This window comes from Streptomyces sp. NPDC054866 (genome assembly GCF_053610745.1).
Genome location: NZ_JBSGZA010000005.1, coordinates 550,571 through 576,241 on the forward strand (window position 1 = coordinate 550,571; position 25,671 = coordinate 576,241).

Annotated in this window: 28 protein-coding genes, 1 tRNA gene and 1 pseudogene; 15 read left to right on the top strand and 15 right to left on the bottom strand. The window is 70.3% G+C overall.

Annotation, left to right across the window (positions count from 1 at the left end):
- Positions 1-143: 143 nt before the first annotated feature.
- The 6 genes from ACWGI2_RS27470 (at position 144) to ACWGI2_RS27495 (ending at position 4,988) form a co-directional block, all read left to right on the top strand.
- A complete protein-coding gene (locus ACWGI2_RS27470) occupies positions 144-566 on the top strand; it encodes a hypothetical protein (protein ID WP_453698184.1) in 423 nt (140 codons plus the stop codon).
- 32 nt (positions 567-598) lie between these two features.
- A complete protein-coding gene (locus tag ACWGI2_RS27475) occupies positions 599-1,408 on the top strand; it encodes an ATP-binding cassette domain-containing protein (RefSeq protein WP_453698186.1) in 810 nt (269 codons plus the stop codon).
- Positions 1,408-2,775, top strand: coding sequence for a DUF7224 domain-containing protein (locus tag ACWGI2_RS27480; protein WP_453698187.1), 1,368 nt, complete (start codon positions 1,408-1,410; stop codon positions 2,773-2,775). The genes ACWGI2_RS27475 and ACWGI2_RS27480 overlap by 1 nt, the downstream gene beginning before the upstream one ends.
- Positions 2,772-3,386 carry a hypothetical protein gene (locus ACWGI2_RS27485; protein ID WP_453698189.1) on the top strand — a complete coding sequence of 205 codons (615 nt, stop codon included), beginning with the start codon at positions 2,772-2,774 and terminating at the stop codon, positions 3,384-3,386. The genes ACWGI2_RS27480 and ACWGI2_RS27485 overlap by 4 nt, the downstream gene beginning before the upstream one ends.
- A 255-nt stretch (positions 3,387-3,641) precedes the next feature.
- Entirely contained in the window at positions 3,642-4,511 is an 870-nt protein-coding gene (locus ACWGI2_RS27490; RefSeq protein ID WP_453698190.1) for a DUF2797 domain-containing protein, read from the top strand.
- Positions 4,512-4,631: 120 nt separating this feature from the next.
- Positions 4,632-4,988 carry an antibiotic biosynthesis monooxygenase family protein gene (locus ACWGI2_RS27495; protein WP_453698191.1) on the top strand — a complete coding sequence of 119 codons (357 nt, stop codon included), beginning with the start codon at positions 4,632-4,634 and terminating at the stop codon, positions 4,986-4,988.
- An 81-nt stretch (positions 4,989-5,069) separates the two neighbouring features.
- Here the strand turns inward: ACWGI2_RS27495 and ACWGI2_RS27500 are convergent, their stop codons facing one another.
- Positions 5,070-5,354, bottom strand: coding sequence for a hypothetical protein (locus ACWGI2_RS27500; RefSeq protein WP_453698193.1), 285 nt, complete (start codon positions 5,352-5,354; stop codon positions 5,070-5,072).
- Positions 5,354-5,662, bottom strand: coding sequence for a hypothetical protein (locus ACWGI2_RS27505; protein WP_453698195.1), 309 nt, complete (start codon positions 5,660-5,662; stop codon positions 5,354-5,356). The genes ACWGI2_RS27500 and ACWGI2_RS27505 overlap by 1 nt, the downstream gene beginning before the upstream one ends.
- Positions 5,663-5,834: 172 nt before the next feature.
- On the opposite strand from ACWGI2_RS27505, the gene ACWGI2_RS27510 reads away from it, so the two are divergent.
- The 8 genes and pseudogenes from ACWGI2_RS27510 (at position 5,835) to ACWGI2_RS27545 (ending at position 14,806) form a co-directional block, all read left to right on the top strand.
- The gene (locus ACWGI2_RS27510) at positions 5,835-6,167 is read left to right on the top strand and encodes a GntR family transcriptional regulator (RefSeq protein ID WP_453698308.1); all 333 of its coding nucleotides are present in this window, start codon (positions 5,835-5,837) and stop codon (positions 6,165-6,167) included.
- Positions 6,119-6,334, top strand: a complete 216-nt coding sequence (locus ACWGI2_RS27515; protein WP_453698310.1) for a GntR family transcriptional regulator — start codon at positions 6,119-6,121, stop codon at positions 6,332-6,334. Before ACWGI2_RS27510 ends, ACWGI2_RS27515 begins: the two co-directional genes overlap by 49 nt.
- 63 nt (positions 6,335-6,397) lie before the next feature.
- Complete coding sequence (locus ACWGI2_RS27520) at positions 6,398-7,159, top strand: response regulator transcription factor (RefSeq protein WP_453396626.1); 762 nt, start codon at positions 6,398-6,400, stop codon at positions 7,157-7,159.
- Positions 7,160-7,163: 4 nt separating this feature from the next.
- The gene (locus ACWGI2_RS27525; RefSeq protein ID WP_453698196.1) at positions 7,164-8,738 is read left to right on the top strand and encodes a sensor histidine kinase; all 1,575 of its coding nucleotides are present in this window, start codon (positions 7,164-7,166) and stop codon (positions 8,736-8,738) included.
- Between the two features lie 26 nt (positions 8,739-8,764).
- Positions 8,765-10,141 carry a glycosyltransferase gene (locus ACWGI2_RS27530; RefSeq protein WP_453698198.1) on the top strand — a complete coding sequence of 459 codons (1,377 nt, stop codon included), beginning with the start codon at positions 8,765-8,767 and terminating at the stop codon, positions 10,139-10,141.
- A pseudogene (locus ACWGI2_RS27535) lies at positions 10,138-12,249 on the top strand (ArnT family glycosyltransferase); the annotation flags it as partial. The gene ACWGI2_RS27530 and the pseudogene ACWGI2_RS27535, both read left to right, overlap by 4 nt.
- 100 nt (positions 12,250-12,349) lie before the next feature.
- A complete protein-coding gene (locus ACWGI2_RS27540; protein ID WP_453698200.1) occupies positions 12,350-13,867 on the top strand; it encodes an MFS transporter in 1,518 nt (505 codons plus the stop codon).
- Between the two features lie 156 nt (positions 13,868-14,023).
- A complete protein-coding gene (locus ACWGI2_RS27545; protein WP_453698202.1) occupies positions 14,024-14,806 on the top strand; it encodes a TetR/AcrR family transcriptional regulator in 783 nt (260 codons plus the stop codon).
- On the opposite strand, the gene ACWGI2_RS27550 is transcribed toward ACWGI2_RS27545, so the two are convergent.
- The 4 genes from ACWGI2_RS27550 to ACWGI2_RS27565 all read right to left on the bottom strand — a co-directional run bounded on the left by ACWGI2_RS27550 (position 14,803) and on the right by ACWGI2_RS27565 (position 19,390).
- The gene (locus tag ACWGI2_RS27550) at positions 14,803-15,264 is read right to left on the bottom strand and encodes a PPOX class F420-dependent oxidoreductase (protein WP_453396620.1); all 462 of its coding nucleotides are present in this window, start codon (positions 15,262-15,264) and stop codon (positions 14,803-14,805) included. The two genes, ACWGI2_RS27545 and ACWGI2_RS27550, sit on opposite strands and share 4 nt — an antisense overlap.
- A 100-nt stretch (positions 15,265-15,364) precedes the next feature.
- Complete coding sequence (locus ACWGI2_RS27555) at positions 15,365-16,183, bottom strand: YceI family protein (RefSeq protein ID WP_453698204.1); 819 nt, start codon at positions 16,181-16,183, stop codon at positions 15,365-15,367.
- Between the two features lie 172 nt (positions 16,184-16,355).
- Entirely contained in the window at positions 16,356-18,896 is a 2,541-nt protein-coding gene (locus ACWGI2_RS27560) for an MFS transporter (protein WP_453698205.1), read from the bottom strand.
- A gap of 14 nt (positions 18,897-18,910) precedes the next feature.
- Positions 18,911-19,390 carry a MarR family winged helix-turn-helix transcriptional regulator gene (locus ACWGI2_RS27565; RefSeq protein ID WP_453396617.1) on the bottom strand — a complete coding sequence of 160 codons (480 nt, stop codon included), beginning with the start codon at positions 19,388-19,390 and terminating at the stop codon, positions 18,911-18,913.
- 172 nt (positions 19,391-19,562) lie between these two features.
- Here ACWGI2_RS27565 and ACWGI2_RS27570 point away from each other — a divergent pair, with 172 nt between their 5' ends.
- Positions 19,563-19,769 (top strand): hypothetical protein, encoded by a 207-nt coding sequence (locus tag ACWGI2_RS27570; RefSeq protein WP_453698206.1) that lies wholly within the window; start codon positions 19,563-19,565, stop codon positions 19,767-19,769.
- A 102-nt stretch (positions 19,770-19,871) separates the two neighbouring features.
- On the opposite strand, the gene ACWGI2_RS27575 is transcribed toward ACWGI2_RS27570, so the two are convergent.
- The 9 genes from ACWGI2_RS27575 to ACWGI2_RS27615 form a co-directional block, all read right to left on the bottom strand.
- Complete coding sequence (locus tag ACWGI2_RS27575; RefSeq protein ID WP_453698208.1) at positions 19,872-20,624, bottom strand: hypothetical protein; 753 nt, start codon at positions 20,622-20,624, stop codon at positions 19,872-19,874.
- 110 nt (positions 20,625-20,734) lie between these two features.
- Positions 20,735-21,610 carry an RNA polymerase sigma factor SigF gene (locus ACWGI2_RS27580; RefSeq protein ID WP_160505984.1) on the bottom strand — a complete coding sequence of 292 codons (876 nt, stop codon included), beginning with the start codon at positions 21,608-21,610 and terminating at the stop codon, positions 20,735-20,737.
- Between the two features lie 244 nt (positions 21,611-21,854).
- A complete protein-coding gene (locus ACWGI2_RS27585; protein WP_453396614.1) occupies positions 21,855-22,769 on the bottom strand; it encodes an RNA polymerase sigma factor SigF in 915 nt (304 codons plus the stop codon).
- Positions 22,770-23,037: 268 nt separating this feature from the next.
- Positions 23,038-23,331: a Dabb family protein gene (locus tag ACWGI2_RS27590; protein WP_160505982.1), complete on the bottom strand. Its 294-nt coding sequence runs from the start codon at positions 23,329-23,331 to the stop codon at positions 23,038-23,040.
- A gap of 53 nt (positions 23,332-23,384) precedes the next feature.
- Complete coding sequence (locus ACWGI2_RS27595) at positions 23,385-23,564, bottom strand: hypothetical protein (RefSeq protein ID WP_453396613.1); 180 nt, start codon at positions 23,562-23,564, stop codon at positions 23,385-23,387.
- Between the two features lie 430 nt (positions 23,565-23,994).
- A tRNA-Ser gene (locus tag ACWGI2_RS27600) sits at positions 23,995-24,079 on the bottom strand.
- A 57-nt stretch (positions 24,080-24,136) separates the two neighbouring features.
- Positions 24,137-24,568 carry a tRNA adenosine(34) deaminase TadA gene (tadA, locus tag ACWGI2_RS27605; RefSeq protein ID WP_453397124.1) on the bottom strand — a complete coding sequence of 144 codons (432 nt, stop codon included), beginning with the start codon at positions 24,566-24,568 and terminating at the stop codon, positions 24,137-24,139.
- 63 nt (positions 24,569-24,631) lie between these two features.
- Positions 24,632-25,225: a tRNA adenosine deaminase-associated protein gene (locus tag ACWGI2_RS27610; RefSeq protein ID WP_453396612.1), complete on the bottom strand. Its 594-nt coding sequence runs from the start codon at positions 25,223-25,225 to the stop codon at positions 24,632-24,634.
- Positions 25,226-25,409: 184 nt separating this feature from the next.
- The gene (locus ACWGI2_RS27615) at positions 25,410-25,595 is read right to left on the bottom strand and encodes a hypothetical protein (protein WP_453396611.1); all 186 of its coding nucleotides are present in this window, start codon (positions 25,593-25,595) and stop codon (positions 25,410-25,412) included.
- Positions 25,596-25,671 lie beyond the last annotated feature (76 nt).

Sequence of the window (25,671 nt, forward strand, 5' to 3'; positions counted from 1 at the left end):
AGCGCTCCCGCCGTGATCGCCGAGTGATCGTCGAGTGAACGCCGATGTGATCGTCGGCACAGCTGAAGCATTGGCCGCCGGAGTCCCTGATTCCACACATAGCGTGATCAACGACCAAGTAAGTCCTGCTTGTTGGAGGATTGATGCGCAAGTTGTACACGGGGAAGCGCAAGCTCGCGGTCGTCGGGACGCTGACGGCGATCGCCATCGGTGTGCCGGCCGTGGGCGCGGTCGCGGCGGAGATCAGTGGAAGCCGGCTGCCCTTCTCCATAGCCACCGCGGGCAGCAAGGAAGACGGTGACCGCTGGAAGGGCAAGAGCAGCGGTCATGCCAAGGCCTGTGGCGATGTGCCGGTGAACGACACCAGGACGTTCAGCGCGTACATCTACCAGGACAAGAGCTTCCGCCCCGACCCGAAGATCGCCAGCACGTCCCGCAGCTACAGGCAGGCGTACGGCTGCGGTTCGTACAAGGGCACCAGCACGAGTGGCAAGTACTACACCAAGGCCAGCTGGGCGGGGATCCCCGGCAGCCGGGCCTACGGTTACGTGAACGCTCAGAACTGATTCGTGAACGCCCAGAACTGATCAGGAATCACGTGACCACTAGCAAGAGCACCGCCGCGACCGGCTCCCAGCCGGTCGCGGCGGTCGCGGCCGTGACCGTCCAGTACGGCTCCACGGTCGCCCTCGACGACGTCTCCCTCGAATTCCCCTCCGGGGTCACCGGTCTTCTCGGTCCCAACGGAGCAGGAAAAAGCACCCTGTTGTCCCTCCTGAGCACGGCCCGCAGACCGAAGTCCGGTTCGGTCACCCTCCTCGGTGACGAGGCGCCGGGGCGGGCGCGGGTGCAGCGCATCCGGCAGCGGATCGGGGTGCTTCCGCAGTCCTTCGGGTTCTATCCCCGTTTCACCGTCCTTGAGTTCACCGAGTACGCGGCCTGGCTGCGGAAGGTCCCGGCGGCCCAGCGGCGCGAACGGGCGCGGGACGCCCTGCGCCTCGTACAGATGGAGAAGCACGCCGACCGCAGGATGGGCGCCCTGTCCGGCGGCATGCTGCGCCGCGTCGGGATCGCCCAGGTCATGGTCAATGAACCAGCCCTGGTGCTCCTCGACGAACCGACCGTGGGCCTCGACCCGGCCCAGCGCGTCGGATTCCGCGGTCTGATCCAGGAGTTGGGCGAGCGGTCCGCCGTGGTGATGAGCACCCACCTCGCCGAGGACGTGGCGCACGTATGCGACCGGGTCGCCGTCCTCCTCGAAGGCTCGGTCCGCTTCACGGGGACGGTCGCCGAGCTGTGCGCGCTGCCGGACGGGGGAACAACTGGCGCGGACGGCAAGGGAGTCGACGGGGGAGCCGTGGAAGCCGGGTATCTGCATCTCGCCGGTACGGAAGCGGTGGCGACCTGATGCGTGTGCTGCTGACCGAGATGCGGCGCGGCGAGGCCAAGTGGGCCGCCGCGCTCATGGGCGCGATCGGCGTGTACTACTTCACCGCCGAGAGCCCGGCCGAGAGCGACTGGATCGGCTGGTGGACCCAGACCAGCCTCCAGGTCCAGCTCTACTCGGTGATCGTGATGGGCTCGGTGATGAGCGCCGCGGCCGCCTGGGGAGCGGGCCGCGCCTTCCGGCACCGGACCAGGGTGTGGGCGGACACCGGGGCCAGGGGCGGCTGGGCGCAGTCGCTGCTGCTGTGGCTCGCGGTGTGGCTGTGGTCCCTGCTCGCGTACGCCGTGCTCGTGGCCGTCGCGTTCTCGCGGACCGCGGGGGTCAGTGACGTCAGCGAGCCCGTCTGGACGCCGCTGCTGCTCGGGGCCGGGATGATGGGCCTGGAGATCGCCGTGGGGGTCGCGATCGGGTCGGCGCTGCCGTCCCGCGTGGTCGCGCCCTTCGCGGGAATCTTCTGGTACGGGCTCTTCGTCTTCGTCGCGTTCGTCCCGGACACCCCGCTGGACAAGCTGTTCCCGGCGATAGACGAGTTCTGGAGCTCGGAGTTCGAGCCCAACACGGCGCGCATGCTGATCGCCGTCGCCTGGTGTTTGGCCCTCGGCCTGCTCCTGACCGCACTGCCCGCCCTGCGGCGCCGTGCGTCGCTCGCGCCGCGGCCCCTCGCCCTCGGGGCGCTCGCCGTGGCGGCCGTCGTCGCGGGCGGCGCGCTTGTGGCCTTCCGTACGCCGACGCCCGACTCGTACTGGGCGGTGCGCAAGGCCCAGCCGGCGCGGCAGCTCTGCGCCGACGCCACCGGCGGCCGTACGAAGGTGTGCCTGTGGCCGGAGGACCGTCACATGCTGCCCAGGGCCCGCGCCGCGGTGAAGACCGTCGACGCGCGGCTCGGCGACCTGAAGGGGCTCAACCGCTCCTTCTACGCGAGCGGCCTGAAGCGGCCCGCGGGGCCCGTCGCCGAGCTGTCCCTGATGACGCCCGCGGAGACCGAGGCCGACCTGACCGACGCCCTGTTCGCGGCGGCGCTTCCCCAGCCCAAGTCCCCCGACTGCGAGCCCCACTTGCTCAAGGAGACCGGCGGCTACCCCGACACGTTCCTCTTCGAAGCCGTCATCCGCGACCGCGCCGGAGCGCCCGGCGAGTACTACGGCGAGAAGTTCGGCCGCGCCCTCGCCCGCGTAACCGGGGCTCCGGCCGCGAAGCAGGACGCGTGGATCGAGGCGGCGGCCGAGGAGATCCGCGCCTGCCGCCCTGTGCCGGAGCTTCCGCGGCGTGCGGAGGGTGCGGAGGGTGCGGGGGCACCGCGTGCGGAGGGTGCGGGGGCGCAGCGGTGAGTGCCGTCGTCGCCTTCGTACGCTGCCGTGGCCTGCCCCGGGCCACCGGCGTCGCGCTGCTGATCGCCCTGGCGGCGACGGCGTTCGCGGGGCAGCGTGTCGCGGTGCCGGAGTTCCGCTACTTGGTCGACTTCAGCGTGCCGGTGGCCGAGATCGTGCCGCTCGCCCATGCGGTGGTCCTCGCCACCACGCTGTTCTCACCGATGGCCGACCTGGAGCAGACCGCGGCCCAGCCGATGAGCCGCCTGCGGGGCGGCTACTTGATGGTGCTGCTCGCCCTTGCCCTGGGCCTGACCGCGCTGCCGCTGCTCACCGGCGCGACCGCGGAGGTGTTCGGCTCCGCGGCCCGCAATGTCATCGGCTATCTCGGCCTCGGCATGATCAGCGCCCGCCTCTTCGGCAGCGGGCTCGCCTGGCTGCTGCCGCTCGGCATGTTCGGCCCCACGCTGCTGCTCGGCGTGGACAGCGACAACACCCCGGAGCCGTGGGCCTGGTCGCTGCACGCGTCGTCCAGCACGTCGGCCGCGGTGGTGGCGGGGGCGCTGTGGCTGACCGGGGCGGTCGCGGCGGCCACGGGGCGGCCTCGGCAGACGGAGCGGGCGGAGCAGTAGCGGAGCAGTAGAAGGCGGGGGTGGGGTGCAGGCAGGCGCTCGGGACGTAGCCCTTGGTGCCGCGGTACGAGACGTAGCCCCAGCCGTCCCAGTTCTTGCCGCCGCACAGGCATCTCGCCACTGCAGGCAGCGGCAGCCTTGGTCCCCGTCGGCGCCTGGTCGACGGCGGCGGAGGCGGAGAGCCCCTCGGAAGGGAGTTGCACAGCCTCCCCGGCGCTGGCCGACCGGGGCGCGGGTCTGCGCGAGACTGGTCACATGGAGTGGCGTATCGCGGGCTTGAGCTGGGCGGATGCGGAGCGCCCCGTGCTGGTGTGGGAGCGGGGGGACGTCAGTCCGCTGGTCGTGGGGCGGCGGGTGGGGTTCCGGGCCGTCGGCCGGCGGGAGTGTGTGGGCGCGCGCGGCAATCCCTGCCCGGTCGCCGCCGCCGTGCCGGGGCGGGGGACGCAGGCCCGGTGCGCGGAGTGCGCGCGCCTTGACCGGGCGCACTCGGTGGCCGCCGACACCATCGCCGACGATCCGCGGACCTACCGCGTCTACCTCGCGTGGTTCGGGGCGGGCCTTGTGAAGGTGGGTCTCACCCGCGAGGAACGGGGCCCGGCCCGACTCCTCGAACAGGGGGCCGTGGCCTTCGTCTGGCTGGGCCGGGGCCCCTTGATGGCCGCGCGGCGGGCCGAGGAGTTGCTGAGGGTCGCACTCGGGGTGCCGGACCGGATCTCGTACGCCAGAAAGCGGGCGGCGAGGGCGAGCCTGCCGGGGGCGGAGGAACGGCGGCGCGAGCTGGAGCGAATGCGTGGCTTCGCGCTGGGGCTGGAGGGGTGGCCGGAGTCGCTGGAGGGGGTGGCACTCGGAGAGCACGGTGTGGTGGACCACGGTGGGGTCTTCGGTTTGGAGAGCCTCGCGGGCGTGGGCGCCTTCGCGGTCACCGAGCTCGTGTACGGCGGGGTGGTGCGGGGGGATCTGTTGGCGGTGGCAGGCCCGGACATCTACCTCGACGACGCCGGCCGCCTCATCGTGCTGGACAGCAGGCTGCTGCGGGGGTGGCGGCTGGAGGGGGCGAGGCCGGAAGCGGGGCGCACGACGGTTCCCGTACGGGAGGTTCCTGTGGCTCAGGGGGGTCTCTTCTGAGCCCGGTGTTCTGAGCACAGTGCCACGTTGGCTGACCGGATGGTCAAGTCTCGCTGCCCGTACGGCAATGAAGGTGGGGAGAGGGTGGACAGGGGGGTGGGCGCGGTCGAGTCTGGGAACATGAGTGATCAACCCGTCGCACCTGTCCCCCCTTTCGAACCGCCCTACTACACCGTCGTGTTCACCTCAGTGCGAACTGAGCCCGAGGACGGCCGCGACGACGGCTACGACGAGACCGCCGACCGCATGGATGAACTCGTCGCCTCCGTGCCCGGCTTCCTTGGCATGGAATCCGCGCGGACGCCCGGCGGACTCGGCATCACCGTCGGGTACTTCCGGGACGCGGACGCGATCAAGCAGTGGCGCGGCCACGCCGAGCACCGCACGGCGCAGAAGCGCGGGCGCGGTGAGTGGTACGAGAAGTACGTCGTCCATGTCGCCAAGGTCGAGCGCAGCTACGGCTTCGAACGGGGGTAGCAGCCGGGCCTACTGCAAGAAAGTCCCGGTGACCCGCCGCGTTTCGTGCGCGTTCGTGGGACTTTCCTGCAACCGAGCTGTTCAGCGCAGCCTGAGTCCCCGGCTCTCCGCCACCCGTAGCGCGTCCTGCAGCGCCTCCGTCAAGCGCTCGGCCAGGTAGCGGAGTTCGCCCTCGGGGGCTTCGGTGAGCATGCCGCGGGCGTACGTGAGTAGTTCGCCGCCCATGCCGAGTTGGACGGACTCCATGGCGTCGGCTACCCGGGACACGGGGCCCGTGGCGTCGCCGATCAGGTAGCAGGGTTTGCCCTCGGGGCCGGGCCAGGGCAGCAGGCGGGCGGGGCTGATGAGGTCGTCGTCGGTAGCCATCAGGCGACCTCCATCCCGTGGATCCAGTAGGGGCCCGGGGCGTCCACCCCGAAGGTGGCCAGCAGCAATTCGCGTCGGCGGCTTAGCTGTTCGTGGGCGGTGAGGTAGGGGCGTACGAGGCGGATCGCCTCACCGGGCAGCGGGAGCAGGGCGTCGAGGCCGTAGCGGCTGCGGGGGGTGGGGGGCGTGGGGGGTGTGGCGAGTTCGGGGGCCAGTGGCTGTGGCTGTGGGGTGGTCGCCGCGTACGCGGGGCCGGGGGCCAGGAGGTGTCTCGTCCAGGTAATGAGGCGGTGGATAAGGTCCGTCATGTCGTCAGCTCCAAGCAGGCTGATGGCCGTGCCCCGGGGCGGTTCCAGCCGTCGCCGGGGTTCTTCGCTTCTCAACCGTACCGGCGGTGAGCCAGGCACGCTAGGGGTACGCGAACGCCAGGGGAGCTACGGCTCGCACTGGTGTACCTAGCATGGCCATCATGGTGTGGTGATGCAGTTCGCTCCGGATATCCCGCGCTGGCGCCAGGTCGCGGAAATCATCCGCCGCCGTATCGAGGATGGGACGTACCCGCCACGCACTCGCGTGCCGTCTGTCGTCCAGATCACCGCTGAGTTCGGAATCGCCAATGCGACGGCACAGAAGGTGCTCAAGGGGCTGCGCCGAGAAGGCCTTGTCCACATGGAACCGGGGCTCGGCTCCTTCGTCTCCCTCCATCGACGCGCCCCACGGGTCCCGTCGAGGACGAAGGGGACACTCGTGCCATCTGGAAAGGGATCGCCGCAACGATCGCCGAGCGCATCGCGCAGGGCGAGTACCCCGTAGGCGCACGGGTTCCGTCCGTGCTGGGACTCTCCGCCGAGTTCGACATCGCGGGCTCGACGGCACAGAAGGTCCTGGCTCACCTCAGGGCGGAGGGACTTGTGCGTACCGAGGTCGGCCTCGGCACCTTTGTCGTCGAGAGACCCAAGCCCGACCTCGACCCCACCTAGTTCTCAGGGAATTCACAGACTGGGGAAAGCTCCCTCTCACGGCCCCGCAGCAGGCTGTCCGCCATGACTACGACCTCGCCCCAGGGGCGTACCGAACTGCTCAGGGCGGACGGGAGCCCCGTCCGCGTGCTCGTCGTCGACGACGAGGTGTCGCTGACCGAGCTGCTCTCCATGGCCCTGCGCTACGAAGGCTGGCAGATCCGCAGCGCGGGGGACGGCGCCGGTGCGGTGCGCGCCGCCCGGTCCTTCCGGCCCGATGCCGTCGTGCTCGACATGATGCTGCCCGACATGGACGGCCTCGCCGTGCTCGGACGGCTGCGGCGTGAGCTGCCCGACGTGCCGGTGCTCTTCCTGACCGCCAAGGACGCCGTCGAGGACCGCATCGCCGGGCTCACCGCCGGGGGCGACGACTACGTGACCAAGCCCTTCAGCCTGGAGGAAGTCGTCGCGCGCCTTCGCGGGCTCATCCGCCGGGCGGGGGCCGCCGACCGGCGCAGTGAGTCCGTCCTCGCCGTGGGGGACCTGACCCTCGACGAGGACAGCCACGAGGTGACGCGGGGCGGGGACTCCATCCACCTCACCGCCACCGAGTTCGAACTGCTGCGCTTCCTGATGCGCAACCCGCGGCGCGTGCTCAGCAAGGCGCAGATCCTCGACCGCGTGTGGAACTACGACTTCGGGGGCCAGGCCAACGTCGTCGAGCTCTACATCTCGTACCTCCGGAGGAAGATCGACGCCGGGCGTGAGCCGATGATCCACACCCGGCGCGGCGCCGGGTATCTGATCAAGGCCGCACCGGCGACCGAGGCGGCCGCCGTCTCATGAAGCGATGAAGCGGCGGCGGCAGCCTCGCTCGCTGCGGACGCGCCTCGTCGTCTCGGCCGTGGCGCTCATCGCCGTCGTCTGCGCGGTGATCGGCACGGTGACCACCATCGCCCTGCGCTCGCACCTGTACGAGCAGCTGGACAAGTCGCTCGGCGCCGTGGCGATGCGTGCGGCAGGGCCGATGTCCAAGCCGGGCGAGGACGTCCCCGGCGGCCTGTCGGAGGACTCGGGCGATCCACTGCGGTTCGTCTCCAGAGGGCCGCAGGAGGTCGGCACCATCGGGGCCGTCGTCGAGGATGACGGCTCGGTCGGTCAGGCCCTGGCCAGCGACGAGCCGGACACCGGCACCTTCGAGCCGAGGACGGACCGGCTCGACGCGGAGCAGTCCGCGGCCCTCGGCTCCGTGCCGCGTGACGCGAAGCCGCACAACGTCGACATCCCCGGCCGCGGCGAGTACCGCGTGGAGTACACGTCAGGCCCGCACGGCGACTTCCTCGTCGGCATCCCCACGGACAAGGTGCAGAACACCCTCGAAACGCTGATCATCGTAGAGGTCAGCGTCACCGCCGCGGGCCTCGTCGCCGCCTCGCTCGCGGGCGCCGCCATGGTCGGCGTCGCCCTCCGCCCGCTGCGCCGGGTCGCGGCGACCGCGACCCGAGTCTCCGAACTCCCCCTGCACAGCGGCGAGGTGACGCTGTACGAACGCGTCCCCGACGCGGAGCCGAACACGGAGGTCGGACAGGTCGGCGCCGCGCTCAACCGCATGCTCGACCACGTGCACTCCGCGCTGCACGCGCGCCAGGAGAGCGAGACGCGGGTACGTCAGTTCGTCGCCGACGCCAGCCACGAGCTGCGTACGCCGCTTGCGTCGATCCGCGGATACGCCGAACTCACGCGCAGGGGGCGGGAGTCGACGGGCCCGGATACGCGGCACGCGCTCGGCCGGATCGAGTCCGAGGCCCAGCGGATGACGGGTCTCGTGGAGGATCTGCTGCTGCTCGCCCGCCTTGACGAGGGGATCAGTGGCGGGCACGCCGGCGGCCCAGGTGCTCGACTGCCGCTCTCGTATCAGAGCACTGATCTCTCGCCGCTGGTCGTGGACACCGTCAGCGACGCGCGGGCCGCCGGGCCCGAGCACAGCTGGTCCCTGGAACTGCCTGACGAGCCCGCGCTCGTCCTCGCCGACGCGGCCCGCCTCCACCAGGTCGTCGTCAACCTCCTCGCCAACGCGCGTACGCACACGCCACCGGGCACCAAGGTCACCGCCCGCGTGCGGCGGTCAGGACCCACCGTCTGCCTGGAGGTCGAGGACAACGGGCCCGGCATCGCCCCCGCCCTCCTCCCCCACGTCTTCGAGCGCTTCGCCCGCGGCGACGCCTCGCGCTCACGCAGCGCCGGGTCCACAGGGCTCGGCCTCGCCCTCGTGCACGCCATCGTGGCGGCGCACGGCGGCGGGGTGACGGTGGACAGCGTGCCGGGGCGGACGGTCTTCACGGTGACATTGCCTACGGAATCCGTGCAGGTCAGCGGAGCTGGACGGCACTCACAGGCGGGTCACAGGCTCACCACACAGCCCTGACAGACCACTTGGCGAATGTCGGTGCCATGCAAACCGACTCTTCCCCGGACGCTTCCCCGGACTCTTCCCCGGTCGCTCTCCCGGGCGGCGCTTGCTCGGTCCCTCTGCCGGCACGGGCACACCTCCCACGGGCCCACCCCGCCGGGCAGCGCGATGTGCCCGTCCTGGACATCGTGATCCCCGTCTACAACGAGGAGAAGGACCTGGGGCCGTGCGTGCTGCGCCTGCACGACCACCTCGTCCGCACCTTCCCCTACCCCTTCCGCATCACCATCGCGGACAACGCCTCCACGGACCGCACCCCCGAGGTGGCGGCCCGGCTCGCGGCGTCCAGCGAAGAGGTCCGCTATACGCGCCTTGAGCAGAAGGGGCGCGGGCGTGCCCTGCGCGCCGTGTGGTCCGCCTCGGACGCCCCCGTCCTCGCCTACATGGACGTGGACCTGTCCACCGACCTGAACGCGCTGCTCCCGCTGGTGGCGCCGCTGATCTCCGGGCACTCGGACCTGGCGATCGGCTCCCGGCTCGCGCGCAGTTCGCGTGTGGTGCGCGGCCCCAAGCGGGAGTTCATCTCGCGCTCGTACAACCTCATCCTCCGCGGATCCCTGCACGCGCGCTTCTCCGACGCCCAGTGCGGTTTCAAGGCGATCAGGGGTGACGTGGCGGGGGTGCTGCTTCCGCTGGTCGAGGACACGGGGTGGTTCTTCGACACGGAGATGCTGGTGCTCGCCGAGCGCGCGGGCCTGCGCATCCACGAGGTGCCTGTCGACTGGGTCGACGACCCGAACTCGACCGTCCACCTGGTCAAGACGGCCACGGACGACCTCAAGGGGGTGTGGCGGGTCGGACGCGCCCTCGCGGTCGGCGCGCTCCCGCTCGACCGCCTCGCGCGCCCCTTCGGGGACGATCCGCGCGACCGGCAACTGACCGGCGTACCGGGCGGCTTGGCCCGCCAGCTGGTCGGCTTCTGCGTGGTCGGCGCGCTCTCCACGCTCTTCTATCTGCTCCTGTACTCCGGCTTCCGTACGTTCTCGGGATCGCAGGTGGCCAACGCCCTCGCCCTGCTCGTATCGGCCGTCGCCAACACGGCCGCCAACCGCCGACTGACCTTCGGGGTGCGCGGCCGTGACCGCGCGATGCGTCACCAGGCACAGGGCCTGGTCGTGTTCGGTATCGGCCTCGCTCTGACCAGCGGTTCGCTGGCCGCACTCGGCGCGGCGTCGGGCGACCCGTCCCACTCCACGGAACTCGCCGTGCTGATAGCCGCCAACCTCGCGGCGACGGTCCTGCGGTTCCTGCTGCTTCGGGCCTGGGTGTTCCCGGAGCGCCGCGTCGACGTGGCACCGCCCGACGGCTCGTCCTCGTACGAGCCCACTTACGCACACGACCCGAGGAACGCACGATGACGACGACTTCCCACGCGCATGCGCACGCGCCTTCGCCCGTGCCCGCGCCACCGCACGCGGCGCCGGGTGCGGTGGCACGCCTCTGGCGCGGCCGCCCCGACGACCCGCGCTGGGCGCGCCCCGCCTTCCTGGGGCTGCTCCTCGCGACCGCTGTCCTCTACCTCTGGAACCTCAGCGCCTCCGGCTACGCCAACTCCTTCTACTCCGCGGCCGTCCAGGCGGGCAGCCAGAGCTGGAAGGCGATGTTCTTCGGCTCGCTCGACGCGGGCAATGCGATCACCGTCGACAAGCCCCCGGCCGCGCTCTGGCCGATGGCACTCTCCGTACGCCTCTTCGGGCTCAACTCGTGGGCGGTGCTTGCCCCGCAGGTGCTCATGGGTGTCGCGACGGTCGGTGTGCTCCATGCCGCCGTACGCCGCCGCTTCAGCCCGGCGGCCGGGCTGATCGCGGGCGCGGTGCTCGCGCTGACGCCCGTCGCCGCGCTGATGTTCCGCTTCAACAATCCGGACGCGCTGCTGGCGCTCCTGATGACAGTCACCGTGTACTGCGTCCTGCGCGCCCTGGAGCACGGCCGCACCAAGTGGCTGGTGTGGGCGGGCGTCGCGGTCGGTCTCGCCTTCCTGACCAAGACGCTTCAGGCGTTCCTGATCCTGCCGCCGCTCGCCGTCCTGTACGCGGTGTGCGCACCCGTACGGCTGCGCAAGCGTTTCAGTCAACTCGCCCTCTCCGGGCTCGCGATGGTCGTCGCGGGCGGCTGGTGGGTCGCGATCGTGGAGCTGTGGCCCGCGTCATCACGCCCGTACATCGGCGGCTCGCAGAACAACTCCTTCCTTGAGCTGACCTTCGGTTACAACGGCCTCGGCCGCATCAACGGCGAGGAGACCGGAAGCGTCGGAGGGGGCGGTGGCGGCGGCCGTGGCGGTGGCGGTCAGTGGGGCGAGACCGGGCTCGGGCGGATGTTCAACTCCGAGGTCGGCAGCCAGATCTCCTGGCTGCTCCCCGCCGCGCTGATCCTGCTCGTCGGCGGCATCGTCCTCACCTGGAAGGCCCGCAGGACCGACACCGCGCGCTCGGCGTTCGTGGCGTGGGGCAGCGCGCTCCTGATGACGGCGGCCGTCTTCAGCTTCATGGCGGGGATCTTCCACCAGTACTACACGATCGCCCTCGCCCCCTACGTCGCGGCGCTGATCGGCATGGGCGCCACGGTCCTGTGGGAGGAGCGCGCCAAGTGGTGGGCGGGCGCGCTGCTCGGCGTGAGCGTCGCGGGGACGGCGTGGTGGGGGTACGTCCTGCTCGGCCGTACGCCCGACCACGTGCCGTGGCTGCGCTGGGCGGTGCTCGTCGGCGGCCTCGTGGGCGCGCTCGGCCTGCTGCTCGCGGCGCGGCTCGGGCGTCAACTCGCCCTCGCGGCAGTGGGGCTGAGCTTCGCCGCTTCCTTGGCGGGGCCGGTCGCGTACACCCTCTCCACCGTGAACAGCGCGCACACCGGGTCAATCGTGACGGCGGGCCCGGCTTCGGCGGGGCGGATGGGCGGCGGTCCTGGTGGGGGCGGCCCCGGTGGGGGTGGTCCCGGCGGTGGCGGCGGGATGCAGCCGCCCGGCCAGAACGGCAAGCAGGGCAACAACGCCATGCGACCTCCCGCCGGCGGCCAGCCCCAGGGCGGCCAGCAGCGCGCCATGCCCGGCGGCGGAACCGCCGAGCGCGGTGGCAGGGGCGCAGGCGGCGGCATGGGCGGCCTCCTCGACGGGGCCCAGGTCAGCGCGAAGGCGAAGAAGCTCCTGGAGGCGGACTCCGGGGACTACACCTGGGCGGCGGCGGCCATCGGCTCGCAGAACGCCGCGAGCTACCAACTCGCCACCGGAGACCCGGTGATGGCCATCGGCGGCTTCAACGGCAGTGACCCTTCCCCGACCCTCGCGCAGTTCAAGCAGTACGTCGAGGACGGAAGGATTCATTACTTCATCTCCGGAGGCGGCATGGGAGGCGGAGGTGGCATGGCAGGCGACAACGGCACCGCCACCAAGATCAGCTCCTGGGTGGAGGACACCTTCAAGAAGGTCACCGTCGGCAGCGCCACCTTCTACGACCTGACCCAGCCGAAGGCCTGACCCAGCCGAAGAGCTGACAGCCCCTTGTACGCCGTACGGGAGATGCTTTACGGTGTACGTCGCTGACCGCACGTACACCGTATAAGCAGAAGGAGAGGGCATGACGGCAACGACGACCGCCGAGACCCCCACCGCCCCCCAGGGCCACCCCCAACGCTGGCTGATCCTCGGCGTCATCTGCCTCGCCCAGCTCACCGTCCTCCTGGACAACACCGTCCTGAACGTCGCCATCCCCTCCCTCACCGAGGAGCTGGACGCGTCCACGGCCGACATCCAGTGGATGATCAACGCCTACTCGCTCGTCCAGTCCGGACTCCTGCTCACCGCGGGCAGCGCGTCCGACCGCTACGGCCGCAAGAAGATGCTCACCGCGGGCCTCGCCCTCTTCGGCATCGGCTCGCTGGTCGCCGGCCTCGCTCAGTCGTCGACGCAGCTCATCGCCGCGCGGGCCGGGATGGGCATAGGCGGCGCGCTCCTGATCACCACCACGCTCGCCGTGATCGTGCAGATCTTCGACGACACCGAGCGGATGAAGGCGATCGGCCTCTGGTCGACCGTCAACTCCCTCGGCTTCGCCGTCGGCCCCCTGATGGGCGGGGTCATGCTCAACCACTTCTGGTGGGGCGCGATCTTCCTGATCAACATCCCCGTCGTGATCGTCGCGCTCGCCGCGGTCGTGAAGCTGGTCCCCGAGTCCAAGAACCCGCAGGGCGACCGCCCCGACCTGCTCGGCGCGCTGCTCTCCACCATCGGCATGGCCTCGGTCGTCTACGCGATCATCTCCGGCCCCGAGCACGGCTGGACGTCGACGCAGGTGCTGGCCGCGGCCACGGTGGGCGTGGTGGTCCTCGGCATCTTCGTCTTCTGGGAGCTGCGGATCCCGTACCCCATGCTGGACATGCACTTCTTCCGCAACCAGCGCTTCATCGGCGCCGTCGCGGGCGCCATCCTGGTCGCCTTCGGCATGGGCGGCTCGCTGTTCCTGCTCACCCAGCACCTCCAGTTCGTCCTCGGTTACGAGCCGTTGGAGGCGGGCCTGCGTACGGCGCCGCTCGCGGTCACCGTCGTCGCGCTCAACCTCACCGGCCTCGGCGCGCGGCTCCTGAAGCGGACCAGCACCCCCGCGACGATCGCCATCGGCATGAGCCTGCTCTCCGCGGGCCTCGCCGCGATCGCCGTGCTCGGCGGCGACAACTACGCCGGGATGCTGGCCGGTCTCATCGTGATGGGCGCGGGCATCGCGTTCGCCATGCCCGCCATGGCCAACGCGATCATGAGCGCCATCCCGCCGGAGAAGGCGGGCGTGGGCGCGGGCGTCAACGGCACGCTCGCGGAGTTCGGCAACGGTCTTGGCGTGGCCGTGCTCGGCGCTGTCCTGAACTCACGCTTCGCCTCGCTCGTCACCGTCTCCGCGGTGTCGCTGCCCGCCGCGCTCGCCGCGGCAGGGTCGGACGCCGAACGCACGAGGATCGCCGACGCGTTCTCCTCGGGTCTGGAGACCAGTCAGCTGGTGGGCGCGGTGGCCGTGCTGCTCGGGGGCATGCTGGCAGCCGCGTTGCTGAAGCGTGCGGAGAGGGCAGACTCTGCGAAGACGGACCCGGCTGCGGCGTCCGCATAGCGAAGACGGACCCGGCAGCGGCGTCCGCATAGCATCGACGGGTGGGCGACGGACTGGCTTGTTCCGGTCTGTCGCCCGCCTCGGAACCACCGGTATCCGGTATGCGAGACCGGTATCCGGGTACGCCACAAGAGCTCAGAACCAGGAAGGTGCGCCATGGCGAAGGCAGCCGACCGCGCGAAGCGCCCCGCGCGGACCAGCGTCTGGCTGGAGGGCAAAGCCCCCCGGAACGGCGCGGGCCGCAGGAGTGATCAGCCGTCGGGCCTGGACCGCGAGCGCATCACCGAGGCCACGGTCCGTCTCCTGGACGAGGAGGGCCTCGCCAAGTTCTCCATGCGCCGCCTGGCGGCGGACCTGAACGTCACGGCGATGTCCGTGTACTGGTACGTCGACACCAAGGACGACCTCCTCGAACTGGCCCTTGACGCGGTCGCCGGGGAGATGGTCCTGCCGGACCCGGACGCGGTCACACCCGGCCGGTGGCGCGAGACGCTGCGTGAACTGGCCGAGGAGTACCGGAGGTTGCTGGTCCGGCATGCGTGGGTGTCGCCGCTGGTCGGCAACTTCCTCAACATCGGTCCGAACTGGATCAAGTTCGCCCTCGCCGTGCAGGAAGTGGTCCGCGGGACCGGCCTGCCGACGGAGAAGCAGGCAGGCGCCATCGCCGCGGTCTTCCAGTTCGTGTACGGATTCGGCACGGTGCAGGGCCACTACATCGCGCGGTGCGCGGCCGCGGGGCTCACTCCGGGGGAGTACTTCAACGAGGCCATGGGCGCGGTGAGCGATCATCCGAGCCTGGAGGAGACCCTGCACAGCTCCGCCGACATGATGAAGGCGCGGGGCGGGTCCACGGTCGAGGAGATGTGGGAGCTGGACTTCGCCGTCGCCCTCGATCTGCTGGTCGCGGGGATCGAGGCCACGCTCCGGCCCGGCCCCTAGGCCTTCGCCGCCGGGAAACCCCCGGTGGCCACCGGGCCCCACCGCTCCGGGGTGATCCGGATGATGGACTTGCCCTGCTTCACCATGGCTTCGCGGTACTCGTCCCAGTCCGGGTGCTCGCCGGAGATGTTCCGGAAGTACTCGACGAGGGGCTCCACCGACTCCGGGGAGTCGATGACCTCGGCCGTGCCGTCGATCTGGACCCAGGGGCCGTTCCACTCGTCGCTCAGCACGATGATGCTGACCCGCGGATTCCGCTTGGCGTTCCGCGTCTTCGCGCGCTCCGGGTAGGTGGACACCACGATCCGCCCGGCATCGTCGACGCCGCAGGTCAGGGGGGAGCCCTGCGGGGCGCCGTCCGCGCGGGCGGTGAGCAGGACCGCCCGGTGACGGGGCCGGACGAAGTCCAGCAACTCCTCCAGGGACACGGTGGTGTTGGACGCAATGTTGGCTGCCATGCCCGGCACGATACGCCGGGGGCGGCGGGGGGCCGGGGGGCGTGCCCCCCCACCCACCCGCCTCTAACTAGGCTTTGGCGCAGCCGGTGCCGAGCCCCCCTCAGCCCTGCGGCAGGGAGTCCCCCTGTACCGCCTGGATGTCCAGTTCCACCCGGAGCGTCGTGCCGATTGCCGAGATGCCCGCCTGTACCACCTGGTTGTAGTTCATGGCGAAGTCCTCCCGCCGCAGCTCCGCCGTGGCACGGAACGCCGCGCGGGTTCCGCCCCAGGGGTCCGCCCCCGTGCCGAGGTAGCTCAGGTCCAGGTCGACCGGGCGTACGACACCGTGCATCTGCAGCTCCCCATGGACCGTCCAGCGGTCCGGGCCGGCGGGCGTGAGCCCGGACGACCGGTAGGTGAGCTCCGGGTACTGGTCGACGTCCAGGAAGTCAGGCGACTTCAGGTGGCCGTCCCGCATGCCGTTGCCGGTGTCGATCGAGGACGACTTGATGACCGCCTCCACACGCGACTTCTCCACGTCCTCCGCGATCTCCACCCTCCCCCCGAACTCCGTGAACCGGCCGTGCACGCTGGTGATCCCCAGATGCTGGGCGACCGCGCCCACGGTGGAGTGCGCCGGGTCGATGGTCCAAGGACCGGGCGGCGGCAGCTCCGTGCCGCCCTGCCTGGCCAGGACGATGTTGCCCACCTCGGCACGGCCGCTCGCCGTGACGAGCGCGGTCGAGGCCACCGGCGCGTAGCCGACCGCCGTGACGATCACCGTGTACGGGCCCGGGGGCAGTTCCGTCGCGTCGCGCACGGCTCCCTCCCCGTCCGCCGCGGCCCGCAGCACCTGCGTACCGGTCATGTCGGTGAGGGTGACGACGGCGTGCGACACCGCCCACCCGTCGCGCGTCCGGATCCGAGCGCTGAGTCCCATCCCGTTTCTCCTTGCCAAAGCCAAAAATCTCAAAAGCTCAAAAAGAGTGCGGCCCCCGGCGGCGGTGACACGGCCGTCCCCTGCCGTGTACGTCACCGCCGACCCGGGGGCCCTTTCCCAACCGGCCCGTGCGCGCGCATCCGCTCGAAGCGCGCGCACGGGCCGGGGTCAACTACTCGCCGGGGTGGGCGAGTTCGATGTCGTGGTCGCCGACACCTTCACCGGCGACGGTCAGACCCGTCGCCACCGGCGGGTAACCGGTCGCGATGACCGTGTACTCGCCGCTGTCCAGGTCGGTGAAGGCGTACGCGCCGTCGGACCCGGTGGTCGCGGTGGCGACGACGTTGCCCGCCGCGTCCACCAGCGTGACCCGCGCGTCGTTCAGCGGACCGCCCGCCGCACGCACCGTGCCGAGCACCTGCGCACCGGAGTTCAGCTCGACCTCGACCCGGGTGACGCCGACCGCGCCGACCTCCACGGGCAGCGCCATCGGGCGGTGCCCCGCGGCGTTCACCGCGATGGTGACCTGGCCGGGCACCAGCTCGGCGAAGGTGAACTCGCCCTGCTCACCGGTGAGCCCGGTGGCCAGGACGTCGCCGCGCACGTCGGTCACGATGACCATCGCGCCCGCGACCGGCAGCTTGCCGTCGGAGGCCCGCACCACACCGCTGAGGCCGCTCGTGCCGCTCAGCAGGATGTCGTACGCGAGTGCCTCGTCGGTGACGACGATCGTGGAGGCCTGCGGCTGGAAACCGTCGGCCGACGCGATCAGTACGTACGAGCCCGCGCCGGGGGCGTCGACCGCGTAGGAGCCGTCGCCCTGCGCCACCGCACGGCCCAGCTGCCGTCCCCCGAGGGAGATCAGCGTGACTGCGGCCCGCGGGACCGGAGTGCTCTCCGCGCCACGGACGAAGCCGTGGACCGGAGTGCCGCCGCCGGTGGTCTGCAGGGGGGCGTCACCGGTGGCCGACGAGGCGACCGCGGCGAGCTTCTGCGTGCCGTCGGGACCCGCTTCGGTGTGCGCGGCGACGGAGGCCAGGACCGGCTGCTCGTCGGCGGTCCCGGTCGCGGCGGCTGCGGGAGAAGCGGCCGGAGCCTCCGAGGCCTCGGCGGCCTGGGCGAGCGCACCCGACGTACGCAACGGAACCTCCTTGATGAAGAGCGTGATCAGGAGCGCGATGAGGGCCATCGGCGCGGCGATCAGGAAGACGTCGGCGATGCCGTGCCCGTAGGCGCTCTCCATGACCGTGCGGAACGGCTCCGGGAGCTTGTCCAGGTCCGGGATGCCGCCGCCGCCCGTGCCGCCGTGCCCCATGCCGGCCGCCTTCGGACCGAGGTCCTCCAGGCCGTCCTTCACGTAGTCGGTGATGCGCGTCGACATCACGGCGCCGAGTGCCGAGACGCCCATGGCGCCGCCGAGGGAACGGAAGAAGGTGACGACCGAGCTCGCGGAGCCGAGGTCCTCGGGAGCGACCTGGTTCTGCGTGGCGAGCACGAGGTTCTGCATCATCATGCCGACGCCGAGACCCATCAGCGCCATGAAGATCGCGATGTGCCAGTACTCGGTGTCGTAGCGGATCGTGCCGAGCAGGCCGAGGCCCGCGGTCAGGAGCACACCGCCGGAGACCAGCCAGGCCTTCCACTTGCCGGTCTTGGTGATGACCTGTCCGGAGACCGTCGAGGAGACGAACAGACCGGCGATCATCGGGATCGTCATGACGCCGGACATCGTCGGCGACTTGTCGCGCGCCAGCTGGAAGTACTGGCTGAAGAACACCGTGCCCGCGAACATCGCGACACCCACGAAGAGCGAGGCGAGCGAGGCGAGGGTGATGGTGCGGTTGCGGAAGAGCCGCAGCGGGATGATCGGCTCGCTCGCCTTGGACTCGACGAGCAGGAAGATCAGGCCGAGGACGATCGAGCCGCCGACCATCGCGCCGGTCTGCCAGGACATCCAGTCGTACTTGTCGCCCGCGAAGGTCACCCAGACCAGGAGCAGGGAGACGGCCGCCGAGATGAAGAAGGCGCCGGACCAGTCGACCTTGACGTCCCGCTTCACGACGGGGAGCTTCAGGGTCTTCTGCAGGACGATCAGGGCGATGATCGCGAAGGGCACGCCGACGTAGAAGCACCAGCGCCAGCCGAGCCAGTCGGTGTCGGTGATCACGCCGCCGAGCAGCGGGCCGCCGACGGTGGCGACGGCGAAGGTCGCGCCGAGGTAGCCGGAGTAGCGGCCGCGCTCGCGCGGGGCGATCATCGCGGCCATCACGATCTGCGCGAGGGCGGAGAGACCACCCACGCCGATGCCCTGGACGACACGGCAGGCGATCAGCATCCCGGCGTTCTGCGAGAGGCCGGCGACGACCGAGCCGAGCACGTAGATGACCAGGGCTATCTGGACCAGGGCCTTCTTGCTGAAGAGGTCCGACAGCTTGCCCCACAGGGGCGTGGTCGCCGTCATCGCCAGGAGCGAGGCGGTGACGACCCAGGTGTAGGCGGACTGGCCGCCGCCCAGGTCGCCGATGATTTCAGGCAGGGCGTTGGAGACGATCGTCGACGACAGGATCGCGACGAACATGCCGAGCAGCAGGCCGGAAAGGGCCTCCATGATCTGGCGGTGCGTCATCGGAGCGTTCTCGTCGTGCGCCGCTCCGTGCGACGCTCCGTGCTTGGCGTGGCTGCCCCGCACACCGGATGGTGTGGTTGTTGCCATGGGCTTCCTCTTCGTTACGCGGGTGTACGGGTGGTCTCTTCCAAGGGGAGCCGGGCCGAAGCCGCACGGCAGTCCCCGAAGCTGTCGCGCAGTCGCGCGAGCAGCGTGCTGAGCTGGACGACCTCGTCGTCTGACCAGTCATGCAAGTAGTGGGTGAGTGTCCTGATGGACAGGTCGGACAGCTCATTGACCTTCGCCTTGCCCGTGGGCGTGAGGCGCAGGATCCGGGAGCGCTTGTCGGCGGGATCGGGATCCCGCAGGATCCACTCCTTCTCGGCGACATGGGCCACGTGGCGACTTGTCACCGACATGTCGACGGCGAGCAGCTCGGCGAGCCTGCTCATCCGCATCTCTCCGTGCCGGTCGATCAGGACGAGTACGGCGGCGGACCCTGCCGGGCAGTCGTGCGGCAGCCCTCTTCCGAGACCACGTTTCACGGCGCCGATGGCGCTGAGCTGTCGGGCCAGCTCCTCGTAATGACGCTGCGCGGCCACGGCACCTCCTATGTTGTTGCTTAGGGCAACGATAGAGACAGTTGGTTGCCGCAGGCAAACTAAAACTGGACCAAGGCCCTAAAGAGTCGGCAAAGGTCTGGGACCCGGCTCGTAAAGTCCGTGGTCAGCTGGGGTTGGGCCGACCCCGGTTGGTTCGCTAGGGTCCTGCGCTATGGCACACAACCCCCAGGGCCCCCAGAACACCCCCGACCCCGCCGGCAGCACGCAGATGTTCCGCGCCTTCGTCGACGAGTCCCCGCAGGGCGGCCGAGCCCAGCAGCCGGCGACCGCGTCCGCGGGCCCGCGCATCGGCCTGATCCTCGGCGTCGTACTCGCGATCGCGGTGGTGGCGGTGGTGGCGTGGCTGGCGCTGAAGTAGACCTCCCGGCCGGGGCGGGCCGGGGCTGCGCCCCGTAGGGGCGCTTCAGGGGCGCGGGGAACTGCGCGACCAGCCACGGTGGACCCGCAGGAAGAAGCGGCCCTACTTCCAGTCGACGGAGACGTCCCGCGTCTCCACATGCATCCCCAGCGGCACCCGCCAGGCCTCCACACACACGGGCCAGGTCTTCTTCACGGTCTTCCCCGCGCCGATGGGTGCGGGCAGCTTCTCGGTGGACTTGATCGTCGCCCAGTCCACGCCAAGGGCACCGATGACGTGCGTCGCGAACGTCACCGTGCCCGAACGCACCGGTGACTCCCCGGTGTTGCGGAACGTGACGGTCACCTTCTCGCACCACCGATCGTCCGCGGGCTTACGTTCCGGCGCGCTGACGCTCAGCTTCGCGGGGCCGCTGGGCGGTGCGCTGCTGCTTGGCGTGGACGGGGGCGCCGAATCTCCGTCCGTACGCCCGGAGTTGCCGCTGCCGTTGGCCGGGGCCGCGCTTTCCGGCGTGGTCGGGGGCACCGAAGCTGTCCGGCCGGAGGGCTTGCCGTCGGGCGAGTTGTCGCCCTGGCTGCCGCCGGAACCGCCGTTCCTCTCCGGCGTCCCGGAGGTACCGCTCCCCTCCGGGGTCCCGGAGTCTTCGCCCTTGCCGCCGCCAGGCTCGTCCAGCGGTACGAGCTCCACATCCCCGGTGGGCGCAACTCCCTGCCCCGGCGCCCGCTCAGGGCTCGCCGCAGCAGGCCCCGTAGCCACATAACCGTCGCCGTCCTCGCTGCCGCAAGCAGCAAGGAGGCCGCCCAGGCACAGGGAAGCCGTAGACGCACCCAGTACGTTCCGCATGCCACGTCGCATCGCGCCAGTGTGTCTGACGGGCCGTCAATTAGGAACCCCGTCAGCAACTCCTGTCGCCTTACGGCAACTCCAGTCCCCCTGCGGCACCTTGAGCCACAGGGGGAGTGCCGTCAGTCCGCGATGAGCCCTTCCCGGAGCTGCGAGAGCGTCCGCGTGAGCAGGCGCGAGACGTGCATCTGCGAGATGCCGACCTCCTCGCCGATCTGCGACTGCGTCATGTTCGCGAAGAAGCGCAGCATGATGATGCGGCGCTCGCGCGGCGGCAGCTTGGCGAGCAGCGGCTTGAGCGACTCGCGGTACTCGACGCCTTCGAGGGCGCTGTCCTCGTACCCCAGGCGGTCCGCGAGGGAGCCCTCGCCGCCGTCGTCCTCGGGGGCCGGGGAGTCGAGCGAGGAGGCGGTGTACGCGTTCCCGACGGCCAGGCCGTCGACCACGTCCTCCTCGGAGACCCCGAGCGCCTTGGCGAGTTCGGGCACGGTCGGCGAACGGTCCAGCTTCTGCGCCAGTTCGTCGCTCGTCTTCGTCAGCGCGAGCCGCAACTCCTGGAGGCGGCGTGGGACGCGCACCGACCAACTCGTGTCGCGGAAGAAGCGCTTGATCTCACCGACGACCGTCGGCATCGCGAACGTCGGGAATTCCACGCCCCGTTCGCAGTCGAAGCGGTCGATCGCCTTGATCAGGCCGATCGTTCCGACCTGGACGATGTCCTCCATGGGTTCGTTCCGGCTGCGGAAGCGCGCGGCCGCGTACCGGACGAGGGGGAGGTTGAGCTCGATCAGCGTGTCTCTCACATAGACACGCTCCGGGCTGTCCTGGTCGAGCGCGGCGAGCCGCAGGAACAGGGAGCGGGACAGGGTGCGGGTGTCGATGGCTCCGGAAGCCCCGGAAACAACTGAGCTCGGAAGCGCGTCGGGCGCTGATTCGCTCGGCGCTGATGCGCTCTTCGTGAGCGTGAGCACCTTCGAGCTGCCCTGGTCTGCGGACATGCCACCCCCTTGAGGTCGCGGACGGTCACGGCGGACGCTCCCGTCGGAGGAACGCAGCCTCCACCTGAATACCGGACGTGGGGCTGCGGCAAACGCGGTTCCAGCAGAATGTCACATGTCGGCAACACGCTGTAGTTACATGTCGACAAAGAAGGGTGACATCGATGCAGGAAAGAGGGGGTCTGGGGCTTTTCTGCTCGTGGGACCGTCGGGAACCGCTGGAAGAGCAGTCCACTCGATACGGTTACGCCTCGATACGGTTTGCGGATCGAAGTCGTGCGAAGCTTCTGGCCAGCAGTCTTGACACATGCATCTGAGAAACGCCCAATTCGGCGCTGATCTGTGATTGCGTCAGATTGCTGTAGTAGCGCAGAAGCAGGATGCGTTGTTCGCGCTCGGGCAGTTGGACGAGGAGATGGCGGACGAGATCGCGGTGCTCGACGCCGTCGAGTGCCGGGTCCTCATAGCCGAGCCGGTCGAGCAGACCGGGAAGCCCGTCGCCCTCCTGGGCCGCCTCCAACGACGTTGCGTGGTACGAACGTCCGGCCTCGATACAGGCCAGGACCTCCTCCTCGGTGATCCGAAGGCGCTCGGCGATCTCCGCGGTCGTGGGCGAGCGCCCGTGGGCCGTGGTGAGGTCCTCGGTCGCCCCGGTCACCTGCACCCACAGCTCGTGAAGACGGCGCGGCACATGGACCGTTCGTACGTTGTCGCGGAAGTACCGCTTGATCTCGCCGACCACGGTGGGCATCGCGAAGGTCGGGAACTGCACGCCGCGGTCGGGGTCGAAGCGGTCGATGGCGTTGATCAGGCCGATCGTGCCGACCTGGACGACGTCCTCCATCGGTTCGTTGCGGCTGCGGAAGCGAGCGGCGGCGTACCGCACCAGCGGCAGATTGGCCTCGATGAGCGCACCGCGGACGCGGCCGTGCTCCGGGCTGCCCGGTTCGAGCCCCTTGAGCTCGGCGAAGAGCACCTGGGTCAGGGCCCGGGTGTCGGCGCCCCTGCTGCTGGGGGTGCCGGGGGCGCTGGCGGAGCTGGGAGTGCTGGGCGTGCTCGGGGCGGTCTGCGTGTCCTGGAGGCCCGGCGCGCTCGGTGGGCCGGGGCTGCTCGCCTGCGGGGTCACGGGTGGTGCTTCGGGCGCAGTACTGGCCGGCACGGTCAACGCCACCCCTTCTCGGTCAAGCCCAATCAAGTCCTGTCGAGCTCAGTCAAGATCAGCCGACCTTGGTCAACTCATCCGTCAAAAGCGGTCATAGCATCACAAGACATGTGCACTGTGTGCAAGCACCCGATAACTACGTGTTGAGGGGCAAGTTGGGCCATAAGACGCAGAAAAGCCCCTCACCGTTCCGGTGAGGGGCCGCTTTCGCGAGGGGTCTCTTCAGTGAGGGGCCGCTTTTCGCGGGGCGGCTGAGCCGCGTCGCTCAGAACTCGTAGTCGGCGATCACCCACGTGGCGAACTCACGCCACAGGGCGACGCCCGCCTGGTGGGCCGGGTGCTCGATGTACCGCTTCAGCGCATCGGTGTCCTCGACCGCCGAGTTGATGGCGAAGTCGTACGCGATGGGCCGGTCGGTGATGTTCCAGTCGCACTCCCAGAACGTGAGCTCCGGGATCTGCTCGCCGAGTGCGCGGAAGGCCTTGACGCCCTCGACGACGCGCGGCTCGTCGCGCTCCACACCGTCGTTGAGCTTGAAGAGGACCAGATGGCGGATCATGCGCACTCCTGGGAAGCGGGGAGAGGAGAGTCGGGGACGGCGGGCCGAGCCGCTCAGTCCTTGCCTCCGTTGGCGACCCAGGTCATGAAGTCGCCGATGCTCTGAGCAGCGTCCGAAACCGCCTCGAAGCCTATCTGCACGTAGTCCGCGGCCTTGGCGGGGTCAGTGACGATCACGTAGAAGATGAAGACGACGAGCACGAAGAGCCCGACTTTTTTCCACTGCACCGCCATGCTTCGGCCTCCCCTTACCTGCTGCGTCCTGTGACCCCTGTGACGGCGGTGAGTCTAACCCGGCCCATGCTCACAAGGCTTTTAGGGACCAACGGCCCGGCAGCAGAGGTCCTTTGCCGCTCCGTTCCGAGGGAGCGGGACGCAGGATTGGTGATGTGCCCCAGCGGATCTGGCAGGAATCCGCGGGCAAGGGACTGGCCCCACTGCGGGGCCACGCGCCGTCGGCTTCCCCCCGAATGACGGCGCTGGCTTAGGGGTTCCAGTCCTCATCGGGGGGAGCGGCTTGTCCCCCCGATGCCGTTCCCCCCGTCCAATCGCAAGAGAGCCCTGGTGCCTTCGCGGCAGGCACCGGGGCTCACTTGCGTATGCACGACCTTGCGTATGCACGACGAAGGCCCCGTCCTCGCGGACGGGGCCTTCGTATCAAGAGCGGTAGCGGTGGGATTTGAACCCACGGTGAGTTTCCCCACACTCGCTTTCGAGGCGAGCTCCTTCGGCCGCTCGGACACGCTACCGAGAGGAACTCTAGCCCAAAGAGGGCCGTGGTCAGAAATCCGTTCTCCGGAGGGCGCTCAACGCCCCCGGAAGAAGCGCGTGAGCAGCCCCGCGGCCTCCTCGGCGAGGACCCCCTCGATCACCTCGGGGCGGTGGTTGAGCCTTCTGTCGCGTACGACGTCCCAGACGGAGCCCGCGGCGCCCGCCTTCTCGTCCCGCGCCCCGTAGACGACCCGGTCGACCCGGGACTGGACGAGCGCGCCCGCGCACATCGTGCAGGGCTCCAGGGTCACCACCAGCGTGCAGCCGGCAAGGCGCCACTCCCCGAGCGCGGCCGCAGCCCGGCGGACGGCCAGCACCTCCGCGTGCGCCGTCGGGTCGCCGGTCGCCTCGCGTTCGTTGTGGCCCGACGCGAGCACCGTCGTGCCGTCCGGGGACAGCACGACGGCGCCGACGGGCACATCGCCGCCCTGGTCGGCCAGTTCGGCCTCGGCCAGGGCCAGCCGCATGGCGGCCCGCCAGCGGTCGCGTACGGGATCGTGCTCCAGGCCGGTTTCGGTCACACCGGGAACCTAGCGGACGGCTTCGAGCACCTCCGCCGCCCCGAGGATCTCGGCGATGTCGCTGAGCGCGTCACCCGGCTCCAGGCCGAGCAGATCCTTCTCGGGCACACCGAGGTCGGCCATGAGCTCCGAGTCGCCCAGCGGCCCCGCCGGCACCGCGTCGCCCGGGGCTTCCCCCGTGTCGTCGTCATCGGCGGAATCGGGGGCGGCGCCGGACTCGGCGGGTTCGCCGTCCTCCGTGCCGTCCAGGTCGAGGGCGTCCAGATCGACACCCGGGTCGTCGGTGCCCGGCTCACGGCCGAGCATCTCGTCGGTGAGCAGGATCTCGCCGTACGAACTCTTGGCGGCCGCGGCCGCGTCCGAGACGTAGATACGAGGGTCCTCCTCACCGTCCACGCGGACGACGCCGAACCAGGCGCCCTCCTGTTCGATGAAGACGAGGACGGTGTCGTCCTCAGCGCTGCCGGCCGTGGCCTCGCGGGCCAGGTCGGTCAGATCCGACAGGGTCTCCACATCGTCGAGCTCCGTGTCGCTCGCTTCCCACCCGTCTTCGGTGCGCGCGAGCAGTGCGGCGAAGTACACCGTGACTCTCCCACTGGTCATAGACAGTGCCGGTTGACGGTTTGGGTGTCCCCCCGGCGAGTTCGGGGAGCGGGGGAGTTGCTGTTCCAAGCCCCGCCCACTCGGAATCGTGGCAGAAACCACGGCCTGAGGAGAGGTCTTCCGCCCGCTGTGTCCGCGTCGCGTTTCCCGGACGGCTCCCCGACGCCTGCCTGAGAGGTGGCCGCTACCAGCGGAACGTGCGCATACGCATCTGCTGACGCATCCGTGCCGCCCGGGCGCGGCGCGGCTTCACACGGTCGCGGAGCTCGATGGCCTCGGCCCGTTCGTGCAGGAACTGGGCGCGACGGCGCCGGCGCTCGGCTTCGGTCTCGCGGTACGGCTCTCGGCCGCCGGGCTCTCTGTCCGGCATGGGCAACACCACCCCAGGTCGTACGTCCACTTTCCCCCGTACGGCGGGTTTGATGCCAGCGAGGGGTGTACCAGCG

Coding starts and splice junctions, on each gene's coding strand:
- ACWGI2_RS27470 (WP_453698184.1), top strand. CDS start 144: ATGCGCAAGTTGTACACGGGGAAGCGCAAGCTCGCGGTCGTCGGGACG.
- ACWGI2_RS27480 (WP_453698187.1), top strand. CDS start 1,408: ATGCGTGTGCTGCTGACCGAGATGCGGCGCGGCGAGGCCAAGTGGGCC.
- ACWGI2_RS27490 (WP_453698190.1), top strand. CDS start 3,642: ATGGAGTGGCGTATCGCGGGCTTGAGCTGGGCGGATGCGGAGCGCCCC.
- ACWGI2_RS27495 (WP_453698191.1), top strand. CDS start 4,632: ATGAGTGATCAACCCGTCGCACCTGTCCCCCCTTTCGAACCGCCCTAC.
- ACWGI2_RS27500 (WP_453698193.1), bottom strand. CDS start 5,354: ATGGCTACCGACGACGACCTCATCAGCCCCGCCCGCCTGCTGCCCTGG.
- ACWGI2_RS27505 (WP_453698195.1), bottom strand. CDS start 5,662: ATGACGGACCTTATCCACCGCCTCATTACCTGGACGAGACACCTCCTG.
- ACWGI2_RS27510 (WP_453698308.1), top strand. CDS start 5,835: ATGCAGTTCGCTCCGGATATCCCGCGCTGGCGCCAGGTCGCGGAAATC.
- ACWGI2_RS27520 (WP_453396626.1), top strand. CDS start 6,398: ATGACTACGACCTCGCCCCAGGGGCGTACCGAACTGCTCAGGGCGGAC.
- ACWGI2_RS27525 (WP_453698196.1), top strand. CDS start 7,164: ATGAAGCGGCGGCGGCAGCCTCGCTCGCTGCGGACGCGCCTCGTCGTC.
- ACWGI2_RS27530 (WP_453698198.1), top strand. CDS start 8,765: ATGCAAACCGACTCTTCCCCGGACGCTTCCCCGGACTCTTCCCCGGTC.
- ACWGI2_RS27540 (WP_453698200.1), top strand. CDS start 12,350: ATGACGGCAACGACGACCGCCGAGACCCCCACCGCCCCCCAGGGCCAC.
- ACWGI2_RS27545 (WP_453698202.1), top strand. CDS start 14,024: ATGGCGAAGGCAGCCGACCGCGCGAAGCGCCCCGCGCGGACCAGCGTC.
- ACWGI2_RS27550 (WP_453396620.1), bottom strand. CDS start 15,264: ATGGCAGCCAACATTGCGTCCAACACCACCGTGTCCCTGGAGGAGTTG.
- ACWGI2_RS27555 (WP_453698204.1), bottom strand. CDS start 16,183: ATGGGACTCAGCGCTCGGATCCGGACGCGCGACGGGTGGGCGGTGTCG.
- ACWGI2_RS27560 (WP_453698205.1), bottom strand. CDS start 18,896: ATGGCAACAACCACACCATCCGGTGTGCGGGGCAGCCACGCCAAGCAC.
- ACWGI2_RS27570 (WP_453698206.1), top strand. CDS start 19,563: ATGGCACACAACCCCCAGGGCCCCCAGAACACCCCCGACCCCGCCGGC.
- ACWGI2_RS27575 (WP_453698208.1), bottom strand. CDS start 20,624: ATGCGACGTGGCATGCGGAACGTACTGGGTGCGTCTACGGCTTCCCTG.
- ACWGI2_RS27580 (WP_160505984.1), bottom strand. CDS start 21,610: ATGTCCGCAGACCAGGGCAGCTCGAAGGTGCTCACGCTCACGAAGAGC.
- ACWGI2_RS27590 (WP_160505982.1), bottom strand. CDS start 23,331: ATGATCCGCCATCTGGTCCTCTTCAAGCTCAACGACGGTGTGGAGCGC.
- ACWGI2_RS27595 (WP_453396613.1), bottom strand. CDS start 23,564: ATGGCGGTGCAGTGGAAAAAAGTCGGGCTCTTCGTGCTCGTCGTCTTC.
- tadA (WP_453397124.1), bottom strand. CDS start 24,568: ATGCGGCTGGCCCTGGCCGAGGCCGAACTGGCCGACCAGGGCGGCGAT.
- ACWGI2_RS27610 (WP_453396612.1), bottom strand. CDS start 25,225: ATGACCAGTGGGAGAGTCACGGTGTACTTCGCCGCACTGCTCGCGCGC.
- ACWGI2_RS27615 (WP_453396611.1), bottom strand. CDS start 25,595: ATGCCGGACAGAGAGCCCGGCGGCCGAGAGCCGTACCGCGAGACCGAA.